Origin of the sequence: Pseudotamlana agarivorans (genome assembly GCF_018860245.1) — a bacterium.
Lineage (GTDB): Bacteria > Bacteroidota > Bacteroidia > Flavobacteriales > Flavobacteriaceae > Pseudotamlana > Pseudotamlana agarivorans_A.
Genome location: NZ_JAHKPD010000011.1, coordinates 234,150 through 254,363 on the forward strand (window position 1 = coordinate 234,150; position 20,214 = coordinate 254,363).

A 20,214-nucleotide genomic window follows, 5' to 3' on the forward strand; every position below is an offset into this window, starting at 1 on the left:
GATTACTCTGATAGCATTTTATGACTAAATCTTAAAATGATAAACTCTGCAGGTCTTACTACAGCCATTCCAATTTCAACTATCATTCGTCCTTCCCAAATGTCTACTTCATCCATAGTTTCATTTAATCCAACTTTTACATAAAAAGCTTGTTCTGGAGTAGTTCCCATTAAAGCCCCTGCTTTCCACTGTTGCACTAAGAAATTATCTATCATTGATTTAACTCTTACCCAAGTATTGAGATCGTTAGGTTCAAAAACGAATTGCACCGATGCTTTTTTAACAGATTCTTCGACCATATTGAAAAATCTTCTAACAGAGATATATCGCCATTCATTACTATTACCAGCCATAGTTCTAGCTCCCCAAACAATGGCATTACCTCTACCAACAAAAGAACGTATCACATTAACTGACTTACCAGCATTAACATCTACATTTAAGCTTTCTTGTTGTTTATCTGTAATCTTTATAACTGGTTTGATTACATAATCCATATTGACATTAGCGGGTGCTTTCCAAACACCACGTGAAGAATCTACATTGGCATATATCCCAACAATTCCTGGTGATGGAGGCATCTCCATTGGCAGGTTTCGTATCGAATTTTGCGCTTGAAAATAGAGTGCATTGTTTTTAGTTTTTAGTTCCTCTAATGTTCCATTTAAAGAACCGTCACTACCTTCGTGTACAATTGTTACTCTTGCATCACCTATTCCTTCTCCTCCATAATAGTAATCTAGTATAGTCTCTACATTTGGAAAATATGTTGCGCCGTACTTAATTGTATTTTCTTCTGGAGGTGTATTATTTCTCATCGTTTCAATATTTGCCAATAAGTCTGGTTGCGTAGGATCTAACCAAATATCCATTACTGTAAAACGATCTTTTAATTCTTCGCACATATCCATCGATTCTCCAAAAAGATTATAGAAGTCTGAAAAATTATCTATACCCTGAGAATCTGGATAAACGTAAAGTGTTACTTCATCTACTTTTTCGGTAGCATCAAGGCCTTTTTTAAGATCGGCAAAGTTCACTATTCCAGTAGAGTAATCACCTACTGAAACAATCCAGCATGGCCCTCCTCCATTAGCAAAAAACATTTCTAATGAATATTTCATAATATATTTTGCTCTATCTGTAATAGATGCTTGTACGTTTACTGGTGCGCCTGGTGTTTCCTTAATAAGTACCGAAAGATTTTCCTCAGGAACGGCTTTACCAAAAAAACGTTCATATTCTAACATAGACCTAATTCTTTTGGGATCGTTAAGCAACAGATTTCCCCTTTCATCCAAAGCCTTTTCCGTATATCCAATGAAAGCTGGAATTGCTGTTTCTACTTGTGCAATTGACGGCGGGAGTTTAGGGATTTCTTCAATATAAACTCCTGGTGTTTTGTAATTCATAATGTCATTTTTGTTTTAAGATTAATTTTAACTATCGACTAATCTGTTTGATTTATTAATATAGATTTCAGAAAACATTCTTCTCCCCTCAACCTTCAATGAAGGTGTTTTAGGGTATGGCAATATTTTCTCATTGGCTCCACTTATAAAAGGCACTAATGCGCGTGTTAATCCTTTCGGCTTTTTAGAAATTATTTTTTTTGTAACTGGCTCAAATACGACATGTGGATTGAGATCAACCGATACATCTTCAGCTTGAAATTTTGGATCTTTATTATACCTCCAATATGTTTTTCTGTTTTTAAACCTGAGTTCATAAACAGGATGCGATGTGTACTCACCAGTATTTTCTACTCTGGTTTTGATATATCCATCTACATCCAACAGACTGAAAGGAGAATCGGTTACGTCCAAACGTACATCTATAATTCCTAACTGATTCTTGACATACAAACTCTCATTTAAATACACTGAATAACTGATTTCCGAACCTCCATTTTCCTTAATCTTCAAGTTGTAAAAACCTTCAGATATTGCTACTGGATTTTCAATAGTTTCATCTATAAATTCAAAATTCAAGTGTACATTTTGGAGAGGGCTGATACTACTCTTGGTAATCGATTTTATTAGGTTACCATCCTGATCTTCTAATACAACTTGTAGTTGGGTTATATTTTGTTCTTTTTTCACAGGATAATTGAAAATAGCTGGTAACAAAACCCTATCAGCATTAGTAACATAACGTTTATCATTGAGTTTCCCCCAAAAACTTAGATTGCTACTGCTGGTCATTGTAAATTCCAAAGCCTCTCTTAAGCCTGCTCCAAATTTCACCAAAGCTCCCATTTCATAACGTATACCATTTTGATAGGGCTCTGCCTCTACAGATATGGGCAAAGTTTTATAGCTGGATTCGGCTTCTACAAACTCTATTTTGTCTTTATTTGTGAAATAATAAATAGTAGGTAAAGTGGGTCTCATGCTAATATTGGTCATGCTCAAAAAATTAGTCACTACTACGTTTATTGAAAACGTTAGACTAAGGTTGTCTGGAAGTTCAAAACGAGGTTTATATACCTTAGCTCCCAACTTGAGCTCTTCCATAACTTCAATTCCTACTAAAAACCCTAACGTTGTTTTTTTGTATATCAATTTATATTCACTCAAGATTTTTTTGGTTGCTTCTGTCGGTTCTATTCCGAAAAAATCTGTAACATTATATGTTTGTTGACTTAATTTGGTTTTAATTAGTGCCTCTTTTTCTGCTTTTGTTTTTTCAAAAAATGAACCGCCATCTGATGAGATCAAATAATAGTCGTGAAGTAGATTAACTTCAAACAAAGGCTTATACAGGAGTTCACTCATCACATTCGGCATTAGTTACTAAAACTTTATTCTTAATTTCTTCAATAACTGGAGCTTCAATACCAGAAGTTTCTTGAATTTTAACCAGTCTAACTTTATACATGGCAAAGGGTACTTGCTTGCCTCCCAAGGAACCCCATAAATGGTTAATTTGTTCAAAGGTCAAGGTGTATAATTCAACATTTAATTTAAGCTCGTCTCTTAATTCGTTTGTTATCCAATCATCCTCTATACCAGATTGATCTGACGATACTGTGCTAAAAGGAGAGTTCTGAACCGTAAAACTTTTTTTTGCCTGAAAGAACTGTAAGACCAGAGATATTCTGTGTAAGGCAAATTGATAATTATCCGAGGATGGATTTTCTTTTAGGGTTGCCGATATTAAAATGTATAGGTTTAAATGTATTGGAGGTTCCACATACTGTACTCCTGTATTGGTCTTTATAATGTGACTGCCATTTTTCAGTGTGCTTTCTTCTTCTGTATTGACCAGAGTGAGAATAACTTTATCATTAAAAGCACCTGTATCATCCGTATCCATCAAAGCGATATTACCCAGTATAATTCCTGCATTTGTAATACCATCTCCCGACCTTTTATTCTGATCGATATAGTCACTTAATTCGTCTCTTAATAATTTTAATGCGAGAGCAATCATTTTTTTTATTTTCTGGGATTGATTTATCATTAAAAACTTAAGATGTAAGATATTCATAATAAGACATTTAGCCAATCCCCTTTTTTAGGGATTTATGATATCCTAATGAAAAATGATTAGTAGTGAAACAATAAAGTGAGTCAAATTTTTTGATTAAAATAAAATGACCAAGAAATTGAAAGAAAATTCTTTAACGTTTTAATAATTGGGATTGTAAATGACTTTCTTTATAAATTAACAACAGGTGTCCAAAAGCATCAATTACTAATATGTAGCTACATGGTATTTTTTGAAGTAAGAGTAAGTGCGGTACCAAGATAGGAAAAACGCAAAGCCCCCATGTGCTCAATTTAAATGATTGACAAAGAACACCTATTACAATGTCCGAACCTCTCGCGGGCAATCATAGTGAACTTTACAATATTGAAATACTGTTTGGTTGCTACAAGAACTTCGCAGCAAGCCTGTATCACCGTAGAAAGATTATTTCTTAGTGCAGATAGAGTTTGACTAAAAAAAATGAGTTCAATATTAAGATTTTCAAAAAAACTTTACTAAATTAATTAGATTTTTAAAGAAAAATCTGTAAAACAAAAACTACTCATTACTCTTTAATGTTTATTAATACTAAGCAAATTATACTATTGAGCTCATTTACATTTGCTCTAAAAACTAATTTCAAATTAAAGGCATAGTGATTTGATGCATTTTGACATCAAAATTAAAACCCAAACGTTAAAGTTTGTTAAATCGAGACCAATTCGGTGACCTCTATAAATAGCACCTTTTGGAAGCCCTGTAAACACTATAAAGTTGAAATTATGGTCGTTGTCTCCGACTCCACTTTTAAACCCTGTAAACTTAGTGTTTATGGGGTTTTTAATTTTGCGTTAACAAATTTAGTTGCAATATCTACAAATCAGTCAACTATCTTAACAAACGCTGAGGCTTTTAGTTCTTGTTCCCTCCTAGATAATCCATATTTATTGCCAATTACCTTCCAATTGCTTACAACAAAGGTTATTTCGCCTATTATTTGTGATGCCTCCTTTTCGGCTAGCCTAAAATAAGGGGCAACCTCTAAAGCTAGATCAAGATCCAAACCATTATCATTTTCAGAAATATTTAATTTTAACCCCATTCCAGTTTCCACTGGATTTATATCTTAAGCAGGTGATAATATCCAACCTTTATAAGTCAATAAAAATCCGCGATTTCTTAAATGATCGTCTGTGTTAGAGACACAAATACTAAAAACGATTCTTCGCCATAACTCTATAAAAACAACTGAAATTTACACCCATGTAGCAAAAAGCAGTTTTGCTTTTATAAAAAACCCAATTGATGTCTAAAGGATTGCATATCTTTGGGTAGAATTTTAAAAATATACACACCAGTGTGTTTGTACATACGTTAGGCAACATTAGAAATGAGCATTTTCAGTAAAAAAACAAAGAAGATACATATTGAGCAGTGCGGATTAAAAATAGCTGAACTGTTAGGTTCTGAAAAGCACTAGTCCATCCCGATAACTATCGGGACTAACCTGTAACCATATTTCAGGATAAGACAAAAATGACAAACGAGATAAAAGAATACGCTTTCAGAAAGAAAATTGAAGACATTGGATTTAAAATCATCAAGTTAGACTATTTTTTTAAGCAGCTATCAAGTATTGAATTGACAAGACCACACAAAATCAATTTTTATGCCATCATATGTATAACAAAAGGAAAAGGGAAACATAGTATTGACTTTAAATCGTACGATTACGGTAAAGGGAGTGTATTCTTTGTTGAAAAAAATCAAATCCACGCTTGGGAGCAACATGAACTTGCCGAAGGATTTATAATTCTTTTTACCGAAGACTACTTGTATAATAATCAAGTGAAATTTCAAGATATCTCTTACACCTACCCATATAATGATAGTCTATATGAGCCAATAATAAATTTAAATCAACAAGAATATAAACCTTTTTACGCGCTTATAACCTATCTATTTCAAGAATATCATTTGCAGAACTCACCTAACAAACAAGAAATTTTACAAAACCTATTAAGGACTATCTTACTTAAAATTCGATCTTACCCCTCAAAAGAATACAAGGGTATTGATTCTGAGACAAAGGAATTATTCATTCGTTTTCAAAAAGAGTTAGAAAATAAAATTGCAATTACCCGAAATGCCAAGGATTACTGTATTTTTCTTAATACAAGCTATAGAAAACTCAACACCACTTGTAAAACATTAACCAATAAAACAATTAAAGAGTTTATTGATTATTTTTTAATTCTAAAAGCCAAACGATTATTATCAGAAAAAGGCAAAAACATAAGTGAAATATCATACAAGCTAGGCTTTGACGAGATCACAAATTTCACGAAATTCTTTAAAAAACATACAACCCAAACTCCAAAATCATTTTACAACTCAGTTAAATAATATTAATCAGCGTAAGGATTAACCACAATTACTAAAGACTAACCTTTTACAAAAGTCACTCTCTGATTAATTTTGAATACTCATTATCAAATAGAAATTTGACAATGAGTTAAAATGAGATAGCATAAAATAGCACTAACTTGAAGGAGCTTAGTTAACAGCACTACCAAAGCTCTGGATATAAATAAAACGGAAAATTACGAAAATGACAAAAAGTTATACAGGTTAAATCCAGACCCAATCAAAATTAAATGTCACTAAACGTATTTATGCTTCACGTTAAAACCAATAAAGTAGTACCTGCTCACAATCAGTAAAGACATGAAAAAATTAACTTATTTAATCGGACTAATTGTCCTGATTTTGACCTCTTGCAAAGAATCACAAGAAAACAACAAGACCATTGATGTCATGACAGATGGTAGTGTTTTACCTTTTCCAGAACCCACTTCTGCGAGTGTAACTGGAAAAACGTTGGCAGATTCAAAACACCAGTGGCGAACAGAAAAAAACCATCTTCCAGAAGACGCTCCTAACATTGTTATTTTTATGACGGATGATGCCGGTTTTTCCAATCCGGAAGTCTTTGGAGGTCCTGTACATATGCCAACCATGGCTCGCCTAGCAAAATCCGGGATCACGTACAATGCTTTTCATACTACGGCTATGTGTTCTCCTACTAGAGCGTCTTTATTAACAGGACGAAACCATCACCGTGTTGGCGCAGGTCAGATTGCTGAATTTGCTTCAGATTGGGATGGCTATATTGGTAAAATACCAAAATCAACGGCAACGTTTGCACAGGTACTTTCTGATTATGGCTACAACACATCTGCCTTTGGAAAGTGGCACAATACGCCAATAACAGACATTACAAAACTCGGACCCTTTGACCGTTACCCTACTGGACTTGGATTTGACTATTTCTATGGTTTTTTGGCCGGAGAAACGTCACAATACGAACCCGTTTTATTTGAAAACACAAATCCCATTGCAGCACCACATGGTCCAAAATACCATTTGACGGAGGATATGACAGGAAAAGCGATTGAATGGATGCGGACAAGTAAAACATTAGCGCCTGAAAAACCTTTCTTTGTGTATTTCACGCCTGGAGCTGTACATGGACCTCATCATATATTTAAAGAATGGGCAGACAAATACGATGGTAAGTTTGATGAAGGCTGGGAAGTTTTGAGAACAATGACCTTTGCAAAACAAAAAGAACTCGGATGGATTCCAGAAAACGCTACACTAAACCCACTAGCAGACACTATGCAGAAATGGTCTGATATTCCAGCTTCTCAGCAGGATTTTCAAATACGACTCATGGAAATTTATGCTGGCTTTTTGGAGCATACCGATGTTCAATATGGAAAGATTGTAGATGAATTGGAACGTCAAGGAGAGTTAGATAATACCTTGATTATATATATTAACTCTGACAATGGACCTTCTGCCGAGGGTATGAATGGTACCATTTCAGAACTCTTGGCGCAAAATGCCATGCCATCTACTATTGATCAACAAATTGAGGTACTCAATAAAGACTATGGTGGTCTAGAAGCTTTGGGCGGGCCAACCTTAGATGTGATGTATCACCATGGTTGGGCATATTCAGGAGCATCTCCATTTCAAGGCACGAAGCTTGTTGCTGGAAATTTTGGAGGCACAAGAACGCCATTGGTTATCTCTTGGCCAAATAAAATTAAAGCGGATGGAAAGGTTCGTTCACAGTTTCATCATGTGAACGATATCGCAGCCACCATTTATGATGTTTTGGGTATTACAGCACCTAAAACCGTAAATGGCATAGAACAACAGCCTCTTGATGGTGTTTCGATGGCGTATACTTTTGGTAATGCAGATGCAAAACCAGCGGATAAGACGCAATATTTCGAAATTTTTGGTAGCTATGGCATATACAACGATGGTTGGTATGCAAATGTTACCGGCCCTAGAGATCCATGGTCAGTAGATGTGTCTGGTTTTACCAATTGGGATCCTTCTAAGGATACCTGGAAATTGTATAATCTAAACGAAGATTACTCACAATCAAAAGACATTGCTGCAGCGCATCCAGAAAAATTGAGGGAATTAAAAACCCTATTTGATCAAGAGGCCACTGATAATTTAGTTTATCCGATAGGAGCTTCTTACTATACCATATTTTTTAGCCCTAGCGAGATGCCCTCTTCACCGCTGACCGAATGGTCATTCTATGAGGGTCAGGATCGGATTCCTGAAGCTATGGCACCTAAATTCTTGAGTGGACGTTCTACTTTGGCAGTGATTGATGCCGAAATTGACGAAAATGCAGAAGGCGTTTTATTTGCTATTGGAGGCATATCTTCTGGCTTTACGGTGTATATGGATAAAGGCTACTTAAAAACGGAGTATAACGCCATGACCTTGAATCGATATAAAGCGGCTTCAAAGTCGCCAGTTTCAACGGGTAAGGTTCAAATTGAAGTAAAAACGCAATACGACACAAAAGAACGTCTTGCACCAGCAACAGTAACTTTAACTGTGAATGGCGAAGAAGTGGGGCAAATGCGTATAGATAGATCAGTACCAGCCGTTCACACAGCTTCTGAAACATTTGATATTGGCGCGGATCTCGGCTCACCAGTTGCCATGGATTATTTTAATCGCGCACCTTTCAAATTCAACGGAAAAATTAATAAAATCGATATTAAGTATTTGAATTAAACCAATACGAGATATAAAGGAAATAATAGTTTCTTTTATATCTCTTGTTTTATAAGCATCCTAAATAATATATTGAAACAATGAAAAGCTTTTTAACAACCATAGCTCTTATCATTTTAATGATTGCCTCTCTAAATGCGCAACAATCCCAAGAAGAATTATCTGAAGCCGCAGCGAATCCACTAGCCGATTTGATAAGTCTTCCATTCCAGAATAACCTGAACATGAATTATGGGGAATTTAACCGTAATGTTAATATACTTAACATTCAGCCAGTTATTCCATTAATGGGTGGTAAACTAATCACTAGAACAATTTTACCTATAGTTAATATTCCAGATTTTGGAAGCGAGAGCGGAAAATTAACATCGGGATTAAGTGACATTGTATTCACGGCATTTTATGTACCTGAAAGTAAAGGGGTGATGTGGGGATTTGGACCTGTGATAGAATTACCAACGGGTGGAAGTCTGCGTGGTTCGCAAAAATGGAGTGCTGGACCATCGGCTGTCGCATTAGTACAACCTGGTGATTGGACCGTTGGCGCCTTATTAAATAATACGTGGTCGTTTGCAGGCGAATCTAATAGAGAAGACGTTAACCGCATGCTTCTTAATTTATTTGTAGTTAAGCAATTAGGGAATGGCTGGTATGTAAATAGTGCCCCTATCATTACATCTGACTGGACAGCTGCATCTGAAGACAGATGGATTGTACCCATAGGAGGTGGTGGAGGTAAAGTAATAATGCTAGGTGGTAAACTTCCTGTAAATTTACAAACCCAATTCTATTATAATGTGGTACGTCCAGATTTTGGACCAGAATGGCAATGGCGCTTTCAATTACAAATCATGCTACCAAAGCGTATATTTTCAAAAAAAACAAAAGAAATAAATTAAGTACTAAAATCAATTACTATGAAAAACCAATTTATTCTGATTTTATTAGTAGCAGGACTCTTAGTTTCTTGTAACCAAGAACAAAAAAACAATAAAACTAGCGAAACTATAACAGACGGTAGCATTTTACCTTTTCCAGAACCCACTTCTGCGAGCACCACCGGAAAAACGTTAGCAGACTCAAAACATACATGGCGAACTGCCGAAAATCATCTACCAAAAGACGCTCCCAATATCGTTATTTTCATGACGGATGATGCCGGTTTTTCTAACCCATCGACATTTGGAGGCCCTGTCCATATGCCAACCATGACTCGCCTAGCAGAATCAGGTATAACGTATAATGCCTTTCACACCACCGCCATGTGTTCGCCAACACGAGCTTCTTTATTAACAGGTCGAAACCATCACCGTGTAGGTGCTGGTCAGATCGCTGAGCTTGCTTCAGACTGGGATGGCTATATAGGTAAAATACCAAAAACAACGGCTACATTCGCTCAGGTACTTTCCGACTATGGATACAATACTTCTGCCTTTGGAAAGTGGCACAATACACCGATAACAGACATTACAAAACTCGGACCGTTTGACCGTTATCCTACTGGACTTGGATTTGATTATTTCTATGGGTTTTTGGCAGGAGAAACCTCTCAATATGAACCCGTTTTATTTGAAAACACCAATCCTATTGAAGCGCCACATGGCCCAAAATACCATTTGACTGAAGATATGGCTGAAAAAGCCATTGAATGGATGCGAACTAGTAAAACTTTAGAGCCTGAAAAACCTTTCTTTGTATATTTCACACCTGGAGCGGTACATGGCCCTTTCCATATATTTAAAGAATGGGCAGACAAATACGATGGTAAGTTTGATGAAGGTTGGGAAGTTTTGAGAACGATGACCTTTGAAAAGCAAAAGGAACTCGGATGGATTCCAGAAGATGCAACACTTAATCCTTTGGCAGAAACCATGCAGAAATGGTCTGATATTCCGGCTTCTCAACAAGAATTTCAAACACGACTCATGGAAATTTACGCTGGCTTCTTGGAGCATACCGATGTTCAATATGGAAAAATTGTAGACGAATTGGAACGTCAAGGTGAATTAGATAATACATTAATCATATACATAAATTCTGATAATGGACCTTCAGCTGAGGGTATCAACGGTACCATCTCAGAACTTTTAGCACAGAATGCCATGCCTTCTACTATTGAACAACAAATTGAGATCCTCAATAAAGATTATGGCGGCATGGAAGCTTTAGGTGGTCCAACACTTGATGCGATGTATCACCATGGTTGGGCCTATGCAGGCGCATCTCCATTTCAAGGCACTAAGCTTGTTGCTGGACATTTTGGAGGCACAAGAACACCACTGGTTATCTCTTGGCCAAATAAAATTAAACCTGACGGAAAGGTACGTTCCCAGTTTCATCATGTGAACGATATAGCAGCAACCATTTATGACGTATTGGACATAACTGCACCGAAAACCGTAAATGGTATTGAGCAACAGCCGTTAGATGGTGTTTCGATGGCGTATACCTTTGACCAGCCAGATGCAAAACCAGCTGATAAAACTCAATATTTTGAAATATTTGGTAGTCTCGGCATCTACCATGATGGCTGGTATGCTGGGGTTGCAGGCCCAAGACAGCCCTGGTCGGCTGCCTTGGTTGATCTTGCAAATTGGGATCCATCTAAAGATACTTGGGAATTGTATAATCTAAACGAAGACTATTCGCAATCAAAAGACCTTGCCGCATTGCACCCCGAGAAATTAGTTGAACTAAAAAACCTATTTGATCAAGAGGCTACAGATAATCACGTATATCCAATTGGAGCATCCTTTTACACTGTGTTTATGCACCCAGAATTATTGCCTTCCTCAACCCTAAAGGAATGGTCGTTTTATGAAGGACAAGATCGTATTCCTGAAGCTATGGCTCCTAAGTTTGTAAGTGGTCGTTCAACCTTGGCTGTGATTGATGCAGAGATTGGTAAAAATGCAGAAGGTGTACTTTTTGCACTTGGCGGTATTTCTTCAGGCTTTACAGTTTATATGGATAAAGGCTACTTAAAAACGGAGTATAACGCCATGACATTAAACCGTTTTAAAGCGTCTTCAAAGTCTCCTCTTCCCACTGGAAAGGTTCAGATTGAAGTGCGAACGCAATACGATTCGAAAGCACGTCTTGCTCCAGCCACGGTTACCTTAAGGGTTAATGGCAAGGAAGTGGGGCAAATGCGCATGGATCGATCAGTACCAGGAGGTCATACTGCATCTGAAACTTTTGATGTCGGCGCGGATCTCGGTTCACCCGTAGCATTAGATTATTTTGACCGTGCACCGTTTAGGTTTAATGGTAAGATTCAGAAAATCAATATAAAATATATAAATTAGAAGTTATTCATGTTGCAAACTATAAGATGATTAAAAACATTCTTATCCTTTTTATATTATTTGAGAGTATAGGTCATTTGTTTGACCAAGTCGCAGACGATAAATACATGGACATAGATGAAATGAATGCTTGGAGCAAAAACAAAATTTGTTCTTAGCGATAAAGTTATGCTAGGTGTTAGTTTTAATATCGGTGGTTTTGGAATAGCTAACCCTTAAAAGTTTTCTTACTATTTTAAATCTGTCAATAATTTTAGAGTATTAAATTGAATGTCTGTTAATGCTGGTTTCAGAAATTATTCTTGTAAACGAGTAGACGACGAGGGAACGCCTGACGAATTCAATGCGAAAGTAAACGTGTTAGGTCCATTTCTTGGAGTTTCATTTATGATATAAACGCACTTTTGGTTATTTAAAATAATTACAGACACAAAAAGATTTAATCCTTAAACAATGAATTTCGACAAAATATTTATAATTTTATTTGCACTAACTATCGGTTGTTCAAACATACTTCAAGCTCAAAATCATGACATAGACGAGCATTTTGATGAATCGAGCAATACGCTTACAGCTGTGCCATTAATTGTTAATAACCCAACATTGAAAACAGGATTTGGTGGTATGGGTATGTATTTCTTTAAACTTAACCAAAACGATACAATTTCACCGCCATCTAATGTAAATGTCATGGGCTTATATTCGACCAATGATAGCCATTTAATTACGATTATAAGTCGTTTATTTTGGGGTGAGGACAGAAACCGCATGAACTTTGCCACTGGAATATCTAATGTAAACAATAATTTCCTTTATAATATTGAAGGCGAAGATGATGTGCGACTGGTGTTTACCGAAAAACGTAAATTCATAACTTTAGAGTATAGTCGAAAACTCCTTGGAGAGCTCTACCTCGGGATGTTATACCTCGGGACACAAACCAATTACACCTTTAAAAATGGTACGGATGAAGAAAATGAATTTGCCCGTGATTTTTTCGATCAAAACGATATTACAGACAACTTTGTATCCAGCATAGGGCTAAATTTTTCAATAGATACCAGAGATTACGTGTATTACCCTACCAAGGGACTTATGTTTAGTATCAGACCAAAGTTTAATACTGCCTGGTTGGGTAGTGATAACAATTATACCGACACTGATTTTGAAGGCGCTTATTTCACCTCAATAGCTTCTAATCAGGTACTGGGTTTTGCAATAGGTGGTGGTTTTGCAACGGGTGACGTACCTTTTGACGGTTATCAAAATTATGGTGTACGTAATAACTTAAGAGGATATCAGGCCGGAAAATACAAGGGCAAGCATATGATCGCCGCTCAAGCAGAATATCGCTGGAGATTTTATAACCGATGGGGAGCCGTTGCATTTGCAGGGCTTGGTTCTATTTGGGGCAACGACCAAGAAGAGGAGGCCTTTGAACGTGGATTGTTACCAGCGGCGGGTATGGGTATGCGCTTTATGATTTCACGTGAGAAACGTATTAATTTACGTTTAGATTATGCAATTGGGGTAGATGGTAATCAGGGCTTATATTTTGGAGTAATGGAAGCATTTTAAGAGGCGGCCTTTTCGGACCTTTTTATCGTCTGATTTTTATCATTTATATTTATTTTTTTAATTTCTTTCTTAACTTAGTATTATTAAATTTTAAGCCGGCTTAAAGTTACTTATGAAACGATGTCTTTATATTTTATGTTTTTTAGCATATGGATTTACTTTTGCGCAATACGCATTACCCTCAAACCAATTAAGTAATAAGTTTAGTTTTGCTTCTACTGAGGCTAATAATTATTTAATTTCGTCCTCATCCTCTCATTTTATCACCAATAATGACTTTGTAAATCAATTTCAAGATGGTGTCATTGCTTCTAATACTTATGATTTTTTATTAAATAAACCAAATTATAGTTTAATCTATCAGGATGTAACTCACATAAAAGATAAATGGTATAAAACAGATACAGGTGCATCTTTGATTGCTGCAGGAGGGTTAATTGCGGCCGGAACTATTATGCATTTTAACTACGATTTTAAAGTAAGTGTAAAAGAGGATATTAATAGATATCTTCCTGATTTTCATAGTCCGATTGATGACCTTACGCAGTACTTACCATACATTGGGGTGTTTGCATTAGATGCCGCGGGCATAAGGAGTAAGCATAGTACTTTAAGAAAAGCATCTACCATAGGAACCGCTATTGCCATAAATCTCGTTGTTGTTCAAGGTATGAAATATGGTATTGCAGAGCTAAGACCAGATGGTTCTAGTAATAATTCCTTTCCTTCAGGACATACAGCCACCGCTTTTATGGGTGCACACATATTCCATAAAGAATATAAACATAGAAGCCCATTTTACAGTATAGCTGCTTATACCTTGGCGACTTTTACTGGCGTTATGAGACAGTTAAATGATCGCCATTGGATTTCCGATGTATTTGCTGGTGCCGGGATAGGTATTGGAACCACCGAACTTGCTTATTTTCTAAATGATGGCTGGTGGAAAGAAAATGGAATCAATGAAATTGAAGAAACCAATAGAATTATAAATGAATCAAAACCGTCTTTTCTTGGTGTTAAAGTGGGTTATGCTAGTTTAATTGAAGAAACAGATGTTCTGGGATTATCATCTCAAGATGGCTATAGAATTTCTACGGAGGGTGCTTATTTTATAACTAAAAATATTGGAATAGGCGGTGAGATAGGGTTTCAAAGTTTTCCTATATCAATAGATGAGTCGCTACAACAAAGCTTTAATGCTGAAGGGTTTGAATTGTTGCCTGAAGCTTCAGGAAATATGATGTATTATGGAGGTGCTTATTATCAAATACCTTTTGGGAAGAATTCCATTGGAGTCAAATTACTTACTGGGGTAATTTCAGGACCTAGTACTAAATTGTATGTGCAAGAATTAACCAGTACAAATGAAGCTAGTGAAGAAGAACCTTTAGAACAATTTGTTTATGCCGATTTTGATCCTAAAACCTCTTTCAGTTGGGCATCGGGTATCTATTATAAACGTGTTTTAAATAAAAATCTTTCAGTAGGCCTTTACGCTGATTATAACATAGGAGATTTAAAATATAATGTGGTTGAAATGGATGATTTTAATAACGGAGCTCCAACATATTTACCTCAGGAAGCCCATAAAGTTAATTACGATTCTTATGCTTTTGGAGTCAATGTTGATGTGATGCTTTGGTAGAATAATGCTTTGAATATTTCTATTTTTAAACCCCGAGAATTTTAACAGATAAAATGTTTTAATATAGACCCTGTAAACCCTTTGTTTATGGGGTTTTTATTTTTGCGTTAACAAATTTAGTTGCAATATCTACAAATCAGTCAACTATCTTAACAAACGCTGAGGCTTTTAATTCTTGTTCCCTCCTAGATAATCCATATTTATTGCCAATTACCCTCCAATTGCTTACAACAAAGGTTATTTCGCCTATTATTTGTGATGCCTCCTTTTCGGCTAGCCTAAAATAAGGAGCAACCTCTAAAGCTAGATCAAGATCCAAAGCATTATCATTTATAAAATCGCTATCATAATTAAAAGTAAAATCGCCGTCATTGGTCTCTACTAAAACCCCACAAAACACGGTATCGTAATATATTCTAGCTTGTCTCATTAGCATCAAATTCTTTTAAACTTATAGGAGCAAGCTTATGACCAAACATTTCTAAAACTTGATTCACTTTACCTAAGTTTAAATTGGTTTTGTTTTGCTCAATTTTTCGGATTACCGTAAGCGCCACTCCTGCTCTATCGGCGAACTCTACTTGTGTTAAATCAACGGCTTTCCTGCCCTCTTTTACAAATTCAGACAACTCTTTCATTATATGCAATTAAATATAATTTTAAACAAAAACACTAAATTATATGTAAATACATACAATTCTTGTAAAACCATCTTTATTATATGTTATTACATATAAATTTTAAGAGTTCAATTAAATGGTTTTTCAATATTGCCAACTTATAAAATCGATTTGCAATTTGGTGGCCACTAAAAATAGTATCTATTTGAAGCCTTATAAACACTAATCAGTTAAAATTAATTGAATAGCCTTTTCAACTTCAGTTTGCGGTGCTTTACAACTTCCTTTTTTACACACAAAAATATAGGTTTGATTATCAACATATTTATTTTCTAACAACGGTAATTCACTTTCTGAACGTGCTCCAGCGTAAATAACGTTAGGCAGATAATACTGTTGCAATGCACTTATTTTTTGTTTGGCATTATCACCTGAAACAGCAACCTCATAAAACGGTTTTGTAAAATTCTGCATTAACCCCAACCATTTACTATAACCTGAGGGGGATAACAGAACGTCGTTACTTATATTATGTAACATTTGATTTGCCTTTTCGGAATAGGTATCCTCATGATAATACAAACTTAAGGCAAACAAATTATGAGCTAAAACGGCATTAGATGAAGGTAAAACGCCATCTACCGTTTCCATTTTTCTTGTAATCAAAGTGGCGTCTAAATCTGATGTAAAATAGAACATTCCCGAAGCATCATCGTAAAAGTGAGTCAACGTGTAATCCATGAGTTGCTTGGCCTCAGTAAGCCATTTTTCATCTAAAGACACTTCATACAACCCGATTAGCGCTTGAATTGTTAGCGCATAATCTTCAGCAAACGCATTTATGGAACTTTCATTATTTATGTACACCCGGTTTAAACCACCACCCTCTTGCTTCTGAATATCGATAATAAAATCTCCAATTTTTACGGCCATTTTAAGATGATTGGGATCTTGGAAGCTGCGATAAGCATCTGTATAAGCCTTTAAAGTTAAGGCGTTCCAACCGGTTAATGCTTTATTATCCGTTCGTGGCGGTTTACGGTTATCTCGTACTTCTAAGAGCACCTGCTTCCATGTGGTAAGCTTTGCTTCCAATTCATCTTCTGTAAGACCTGTTAAGCTCGCCACTTCAGCATGTGTTTTATTTCTATAAAGCACATAGTTATTATTTTCCCAAGCGCCTGTTTCATTGATATTATAATACACCTTAAAGGCTTCAAAATCTCCTTCTAAATGTTGTTTTAAAGCTTCTTTACCCCAAACATAATACGCGCCTTCTTCTAGCGCTCCTTTTTCGGTATAACTATCGGCATCAAGAGCTGAATAGAACGCCTGTTTGCCATCAAAAAAATCCCGCTCTAAACAAGCTAAAGTCTCAAAAACAACCTGTTTAAATAGTTTATTTTTATGCGTCAAATATTTTTCGGAATACACACTTACCAGTTGGGCGTTATCATATAACATTTTTTCAAAATGAGGAATATGCCATTTTGCATCTACCGAATATCTAGAAAACCCACCGCCAATATGGTCGTAAATACCCCCATAAGCCATTTTTACCAAGGTATTTTCAACGTGATTTTCTACTACGGTATCTTTGTTTTGCACGGCATAACGCAATAAAAAATTTAAATTATTAGGCAACGGAAATTTAGGTGCACCCTTTTCACCGCCATCAATTATATCAAAATTTTCTTTCCAAGTATCTACGGCATCAACAAGGACGCTATTCTGGAAGTCGGATGGATTTCTATTTACTGTAATTAAGTCTGATTCTTTTATACCTTCTGTAAGCTGATCTGCATAAGCAATCGCTTTGTCTGGATTTGTTTCGTATAATTCAGAAAGGTCTTTTAGAATTTTAATCCATGGCTCCTTTTCAAAATAAGTACCTCCAAATATAGGTCTACCGTCTGGCAGCGCAATACAATTTAAAGGCCAACCACCACTTCCTGTTAGCAGCTGCACAGCATGCATATAAACCTGGTCGATATCTGGGCGTTCTTCACGATCTATTTTAATATTAATGAACTTAGAATTCATAATAGCAGCCACAGAATCATTTTGAAAACTCTCTTCTTCCATAACATGACACCAATGGCAAGCGGCATAACCTACCGATATCACCATAAGCTTATTTTCCTTTTTTGCTAAATCTAAAGTTTCTTGACTCCAAGCTTTCCAATCAACTGGATTATGCGCGTGTTGCAATAAATAAGGACTTGTTTCATTTATTAAATCGTTGGTGTATTTATGTTTGGATGCAGCCTTCTTCTTATCCGAACATCCACATAGAAAAAGCGTGAGAAGCATTAAACGGAATAAAAAACACTTAATATTATAGGTCATGTATAGTTTTTGTTTGTATGGCTAAATATACATTTTAAAATGAATACACGTATTGCCATTAAATTTGGAGATTAAGCGAACAACCTTGCAGCCATTTTCAGGGCAATGCTTTAATATTTCTATTTCCTTTTCTATTATTCATTATGGTAAAAGCCATTTAAACCATAAACGCTGTGGCCTGAAATTTACCTATCCCATAAACTAGCAAAACCCATATAACAAGGCCGTATTAAAAAAAATCGCACACCAAATCCACATAGCTCATCAAATTACTAAAATTGCTATTAAAATTTTATATAATCCATAAAAGCATCCATCCTTTACAGCACTTTAATATTAAGTTAAAGCAATGTTAATAAAATTCCATAACTTTGCTATGAAAAATATTACGCTATGATTTGATATAAATAGAGTTTATTACATTAATCCATTAATTCCTTTGATCGTGAAAAAAATTAAACTTATTAGTATGATCTCTCTCTCTTTACTAATTATTGGCTCATCTTTATCCCTCCTCTATGTTATTATGTGTTGTTAAATATTTTAATAAACAATTAAGCATAGTATCGTGATGGATTGGAAGGTCTTATACGTAAAACCAAGAAATGAAAAGAAGGTAGTAACCGCGCTTTCCAAACTTGGCATAACGGCTTACAGCCCTACTGTGACAGAAATACGTCAATGGTCTGATAGAAAAAAAAAAGTAGAAATTCCACTACTCACATCCTATGTACTTGTTAAAATCAAGGAGATTGAACATGATTTGGTGTTCCAAATCCCAGGTGTGGTACGTTTTCTTTTTTGGCTAGGCAAACCAGCCACAGTTAAGGATAGCGATATTGAAGTCATGAAAAATTGGCTGAGTAAGGAAAATACGCAGGCTCAAGTTGAAAACATCCAACCTGGCGACCGTATAAAAATAAAATCGGGGCTTTTTGAAGGCAAAAAAGCACTGGTTCATGAAATAAACGCCAACAGAATCCAATTAATTTTATTGGATTTAGATATGAAAATTACTTTTAACAGAAATTAAACTGTTTCAAGTATTTTTTTTTGGTAGCATAACAACCTTTGCTGTGACTCAGGAGGCGTAGCGGTGGAATAAAGTCACCAAAACAGCCTTTTTACATATCAAAATGTTTTTCCCGAGGGCAGTAGTTAAGTGCGTCAAGTAAAAAATTATTATTGTTTTGAAAATAATCCTTTTAAATAAAATACTATTGTCAGTTCGAGTGCAGTCGAGAATCTTTCGATGTCAAAAGAAACCAATCTCGACGCCGCTCGGTTTGACATTCTACTTAAAATAACACCAGAGCATATGGTCACCCACCTAAAATAACCGCAATACATCGTATTTATAAGTCAACTGTTATGAAAAATAATAATTTTGACTTTAATTTACACAACCCAAAACTTTAAACAACCCCATTACTATTTTATGAAAATTTCTAAGCTCTACCTACTACTACCTCTAGTTTGGATTAACCTTATCACAGCACAGGACTACACAGATTTAAAAGCACCAGAAAAGTCAAATACTACTACAAGCCAATTTGAAAACAATTGGAGTTTCACCGCAGGTGTCAATATCGTAGACGATTCAGGAAATAGCCTTAACAACCTCTTCAAATTTAAAGAAAATCAAGCACACAATTGGGCATTCCAAACCCCTATTACTATTGGTGCAGAATATTATTTCAAGGAACAATTTAGTTTTTATGCCAAAGCGTCCTTCAATAGTTTTAAACCTGGAAAATCTATCGATGGTACCATAGTCGATTCAGAATCAAATCCCGATTTTTTTGCATTCGACCTGGGTGCTAAATATTCGTTCAGAAAATTAATAAAATCAGAAACCTTCGATTTCTATATGGGTTACGGTTTTGGCTACACTTCTATAGAGGAATACATCAACAAGAAAAATCAGCAAGAAATACAACCTAAATCAAGAATAACAGGTAATGCGTCATTAGGATTAAACATCTGGTTTACAAAAAACATGGCCTTAAATATGGATGCTGCGGCTAAATTCACATACACCTCAGACGCCTCACATTATTTACAATACAATTTAGCTGTTGTATATTTACTTTCGAAGAAGTAAACTGGTCCAAAAACC

At 35.6% G+C, this 20,214-nt stretch carries 16 protein-coding genes; 8 read left to right on the forward strand and 8 right to left on the reverse strand.

The features are described from left to right. Positions 1–2: 2 nt before the first annotated feature. The 5 genes from KO493_RS05870 to KO493_RS16025 form a co-directional block, all read right to left on the reverse strand. Positions 3–1,412: a phage tail sheath family protein gene (locus tag KO493_RS05870; protein ID WP_216067010.1), complete on the reverse strand. Its 1,410-nt coding sequence runs from the start codon at positions 1,410–1,412 to the stop codon at positions 3–5. Positions 1,413–1,439: 27 nt separating this feature from the next. Continuing rightward, complete coding sequence (locus tag KO493_RS05875) at positions 1,440–2,777, reverse strand: hypothetical protein (RefSeq protein WP_216067011.1); 1,338 nt, start codon at positions 2,775–2,777, stop codon at positions 1,440–1,442. Continuing rightward, positions 2,770–3,435, reverse strand: coding sequence for a DUF4255 domain-containing protein (locus KO493_RS05880; RefSeq protein ID WP_216067012.1), 666 nt, complete (start codon positions 3,433–3,435; stop codon positions 2,770–2,772). Before KO493_RS05880 ends, KO493_RS05875 begins: the two co-directional genes overlap by 8 nt. Before the next feature lie 919 nt (positions 3,436–4,354). Continuing rightward, complete coding sequence (locus KO493_RS15870; protein WP_252723163.1) at positions 4,355–4,576, reverse strand: hypothetical protein; 222 nt, start codon at positions 4,574–4,576, stop codon at positions 4,355–4,357. Between the two features lie 24 nt (positions 4,577–4,600). Beyond that, positions 4,601–4,729, reverse strand: coding sequence for a HipA domain-containing protein (locus tag KO493_RS16025; protein ID WP_354667425.1), 129 nt, complete (start codon positions 4,727–4,729; stop codon positions 4,601–4,603). Positions 4,730–5,010: 281 nt separating this feature from the next. Here KO493_RS16025 and KO493_RS05890 point away from each other — a divergent pair, with 281 nt between their 5' ends. From KO493_RS05890 to KO493_RS05915, 6 genes are all read left to right on the forward strand, one after another. After that, a complete protein-coding gene (locus KO493_RS05890) occupies positions 5,011–5,880 on the forward strand; it encodes an AraC family transcriptional regulator (protein WP_216067013.1) in 870 nt (289 codons plus the stop codon). Positions 5,881–6,201: 321 nt separating this feature from the next. Then, entirely contained in the window at positions 6,202–8,592 is a 2,391-nt protein-coding gene (locus KO493_RS05895; protein WP_216067014.1) for an arylsulfatase, read from the forward strand. An 80-nt stretch (positions 8,593–8,672) separates the two neighbouring features. After that, complete coding sequence (locus KO493_RS05900; protein WP_216067015.1) at positions 8,673–9,491, forward strand: hypothetical protein; 819 nt, start codon at positions 8,673–8,675, stop codon at positions 9,489–9,491. An 18-nt stretch (positions 9,492–9,509) separates the two neighbouring features. Continuing rightward, the gene (locus tag KO493_RS05905; RefSeq protein WP_216067016.1) at positions 9,510–11,900 is read left to right on the forward strand and encodes an arylsulfatase; all 2,391 of its coding nucleotides are present in this window, start codon (positions 9,510–9,512) and stop codon (positions 11,898–11,900) included. A 453-nt stretch (positions 11,901–12,353) separates the two neighbouring features. Then, positions 12,354–13,478: a BamA/TamA family outer membrane protein gene (locus KO493_RS05910; RefSeq protein WP_216067017.1), complete on the forward strand. Its 1,125-nt coding sequence runs from the start codon at positions 12,354–12,356 to the stop codon at positions 13,476–13,478. Positions 13,479–13,590: 112 nt separating this feature from the next. Further along, the gene (locus tag KO493_RS05915) at positions 13,591–15,126 is read left to right on the forward strand and encodes a phosphatase PAP2 family protein (protein ID WP_216067018.1); all 1,536 of its coding nucleotides are present in this window, start codon (positions 13,591–13,593) and stop codon (positions 15,124–15,126) included. Between the two features lie 136 nt (positions 15,127–15,262). Here KO493_RS05915 and KO493_RS05920 read toward each other — a convergent pair whose 3' ends face one another. The 3 genes from KO493_RS05920 to KO493_RS05930 form a co-directional block, all read right to left on the reverse strand. Beyond that, positions 15,263–15,556 (reverse strand): hypothetical protein, encoded by a 294-nt coding sequence (locus tag KO493_RS05920; RefSeq protein ID WP_216067019.1) that lies wholly within the window; start codon positions 15,554–15,556, stop codon positions 15,263–15,265. Continuing rightward, complete coding sequence (locus KO493_RS05925; protein ID WP_216067020.1) at positions 15,543–15,764, reverse strand: helix-turn-helix domain-containing protein; 222 nt, start codon at positions 15,762–15,764, stop codon at positions 15,543–15,545. The genes KO493_RS05920 and KO493_RS05925 overlap by 14 nt, the downstream gene beginning before the upstream one ends. A 204-nt stretch (positions 15,765–15,968) precedes the next feature. Beyond that, entirely contained in the window at positions 15,969–18,095 is a 2,127-nt protein-coding gene (locus KO493_RS05930) for a thioredoxin domain-containing protein (RefSeq protein ID WP_252723164.1), read from the reverse strand. A gap of 571 nt (positions 18,096–18,666) precedes the next feature. Here KO493_RS05930 and KO493_RS05935 point away from each other — a divergent pair. Both KO493_RS05935 and KO493_RS05940 read left to right on the forward strand, forming a co-directional pair. After that, positions 18,667–19,128 carry a UpxY family transcription antiterminator gene (locus KO493_RS05935; protein WP_216067021.1) on the forward strand — a complete coding sequence of 154 codons (462 nt, stop codon included), beginning with the start codon at positions 18,667–18,669 and terminating at the stop codon, positions 19,126–19,128. A 405-nt stretch (positions 19,129–19,533) separates the two neighbouring features. Then, positions 19,534–20,199: an outer membrane beta-barrel protein gene (locus tag KO493_RS05940; RefSeq protein WP_216067022.1), complete on the forward strand. Its 666-nt coding sequence runs from the start codon at positions 19,534–19,536 to the stop codon at positions 20,197–20,199. The last annotated feature ends 15 nt before the right edge of the window (positions 20,200–20,214 follow it).

Excerpts from the sequence above, each read along its gene's own strand:
- KO493_RS05920 (WP_216067019.1), bottom strand. The coding sequence starts at position 15,556 with ATGAGACAAGCTAGAATATATTACGATACCGTGTTTTGTGGGGTTTTA.
- KO493_RS15870 (WP_252723163.1), bottom strand. The coding sequence starts at position 4,576 with ATGGGGTTAAAATTAAATATTTCTGAAAATGATAATGGTTTGGATCTT.
- KO493_RS05890 (WP_216067013.1), top strand. The coding sequence starts at position 5,011 with ATGACAAACGAGATAAAAGAATACGCTTTCAGAAAGAAAATTGAAGAC.
- KO493_RS05925 (WP_216067020.1), bottom strand. The coding sequence starts at position 15,764 with ATGAAAGAGTTGTCTGAATTTGTAAAAGAGGGCAGGAAAGCCGTTGAT.
- KO493_RS05935 (WP_216067021.1), top strand. The coding sequence starts at position 18,667 with ATGGATTGGAAGGTCTTATACGTAAAACCAAGAAATGAAAAGAAGGTA.
- KO493_RS05905 (WP_216067016.1), top strand. The coding sequence starts at position 9,510 with ATGAAAAACCAATTTATTCTGATTTTATTAGTAGCAGGACTCTTAGTT.
- KO493_RS05895 (WP_216067014.1), top strand. The coding sequence starts at position 6,202 with ATGAAAAAATTAACTTATTTAATCGGACTAATTGTCCTGATTTTGACC.
- KO493_RS05915 (WP_216067018.1), top strand. The coding sequence starts at position 13,591 with ATGAAACGATGTCTTTATATTTTATGTTTTTTAGCATATGGATTTACT.
- KO493_RS05900 (WP_216067015.1), top strand. The coding sequence starts at position 8,673 with ATGAAAAGCTTTTTAACAACCATAGCTCTTATCATTTTAATGATTGCC.
- KO493_RS05875 (WP_216067011.1), bottom strand. The coding sequence starts at position 2,777 with ATGAGTGAACTCCTGTATAAGCCTTTGTTTGAAGTTAATCTACTTCAC.
- KO493_RS05870 (WP_216067010.1), bottom strand. The coding sequence starts at position 1,412 with ATGAATTACAAAACACCAGGAGTTTATATTGAAGAAATCCCTAAACTC.
- KO493_RS05930 (WP_252723164.1), bottom strand. The coding sequence starts at position 18,095 with ATGACCTATAATATTAAGTGTTTTTTATTCCGTTTAATGCTTCTCACG.
- KO493_RS05940 (WP_216067022.1), top strand. The coding sequence starts at position 19,534 with ATGAAAATTTCTAAGCTCTACCTACTACTACCTCTAGTTTGGATTAAC.
- KO493_RS05910 (WP_216067017.1), top strand. The coding sequence starts at position 12,354 with ATGAATTTCGACAAAATATTTATAATTTTATTTGCACTAACTATCGGT.
- KO493_RS05880 (WP_216067012.1), bottom strand. The coding sequence starts at position 3,435 with ATGATTGCTCTCGCATTAAAATTATTAAGAGACGAATTAAGTGACTAT.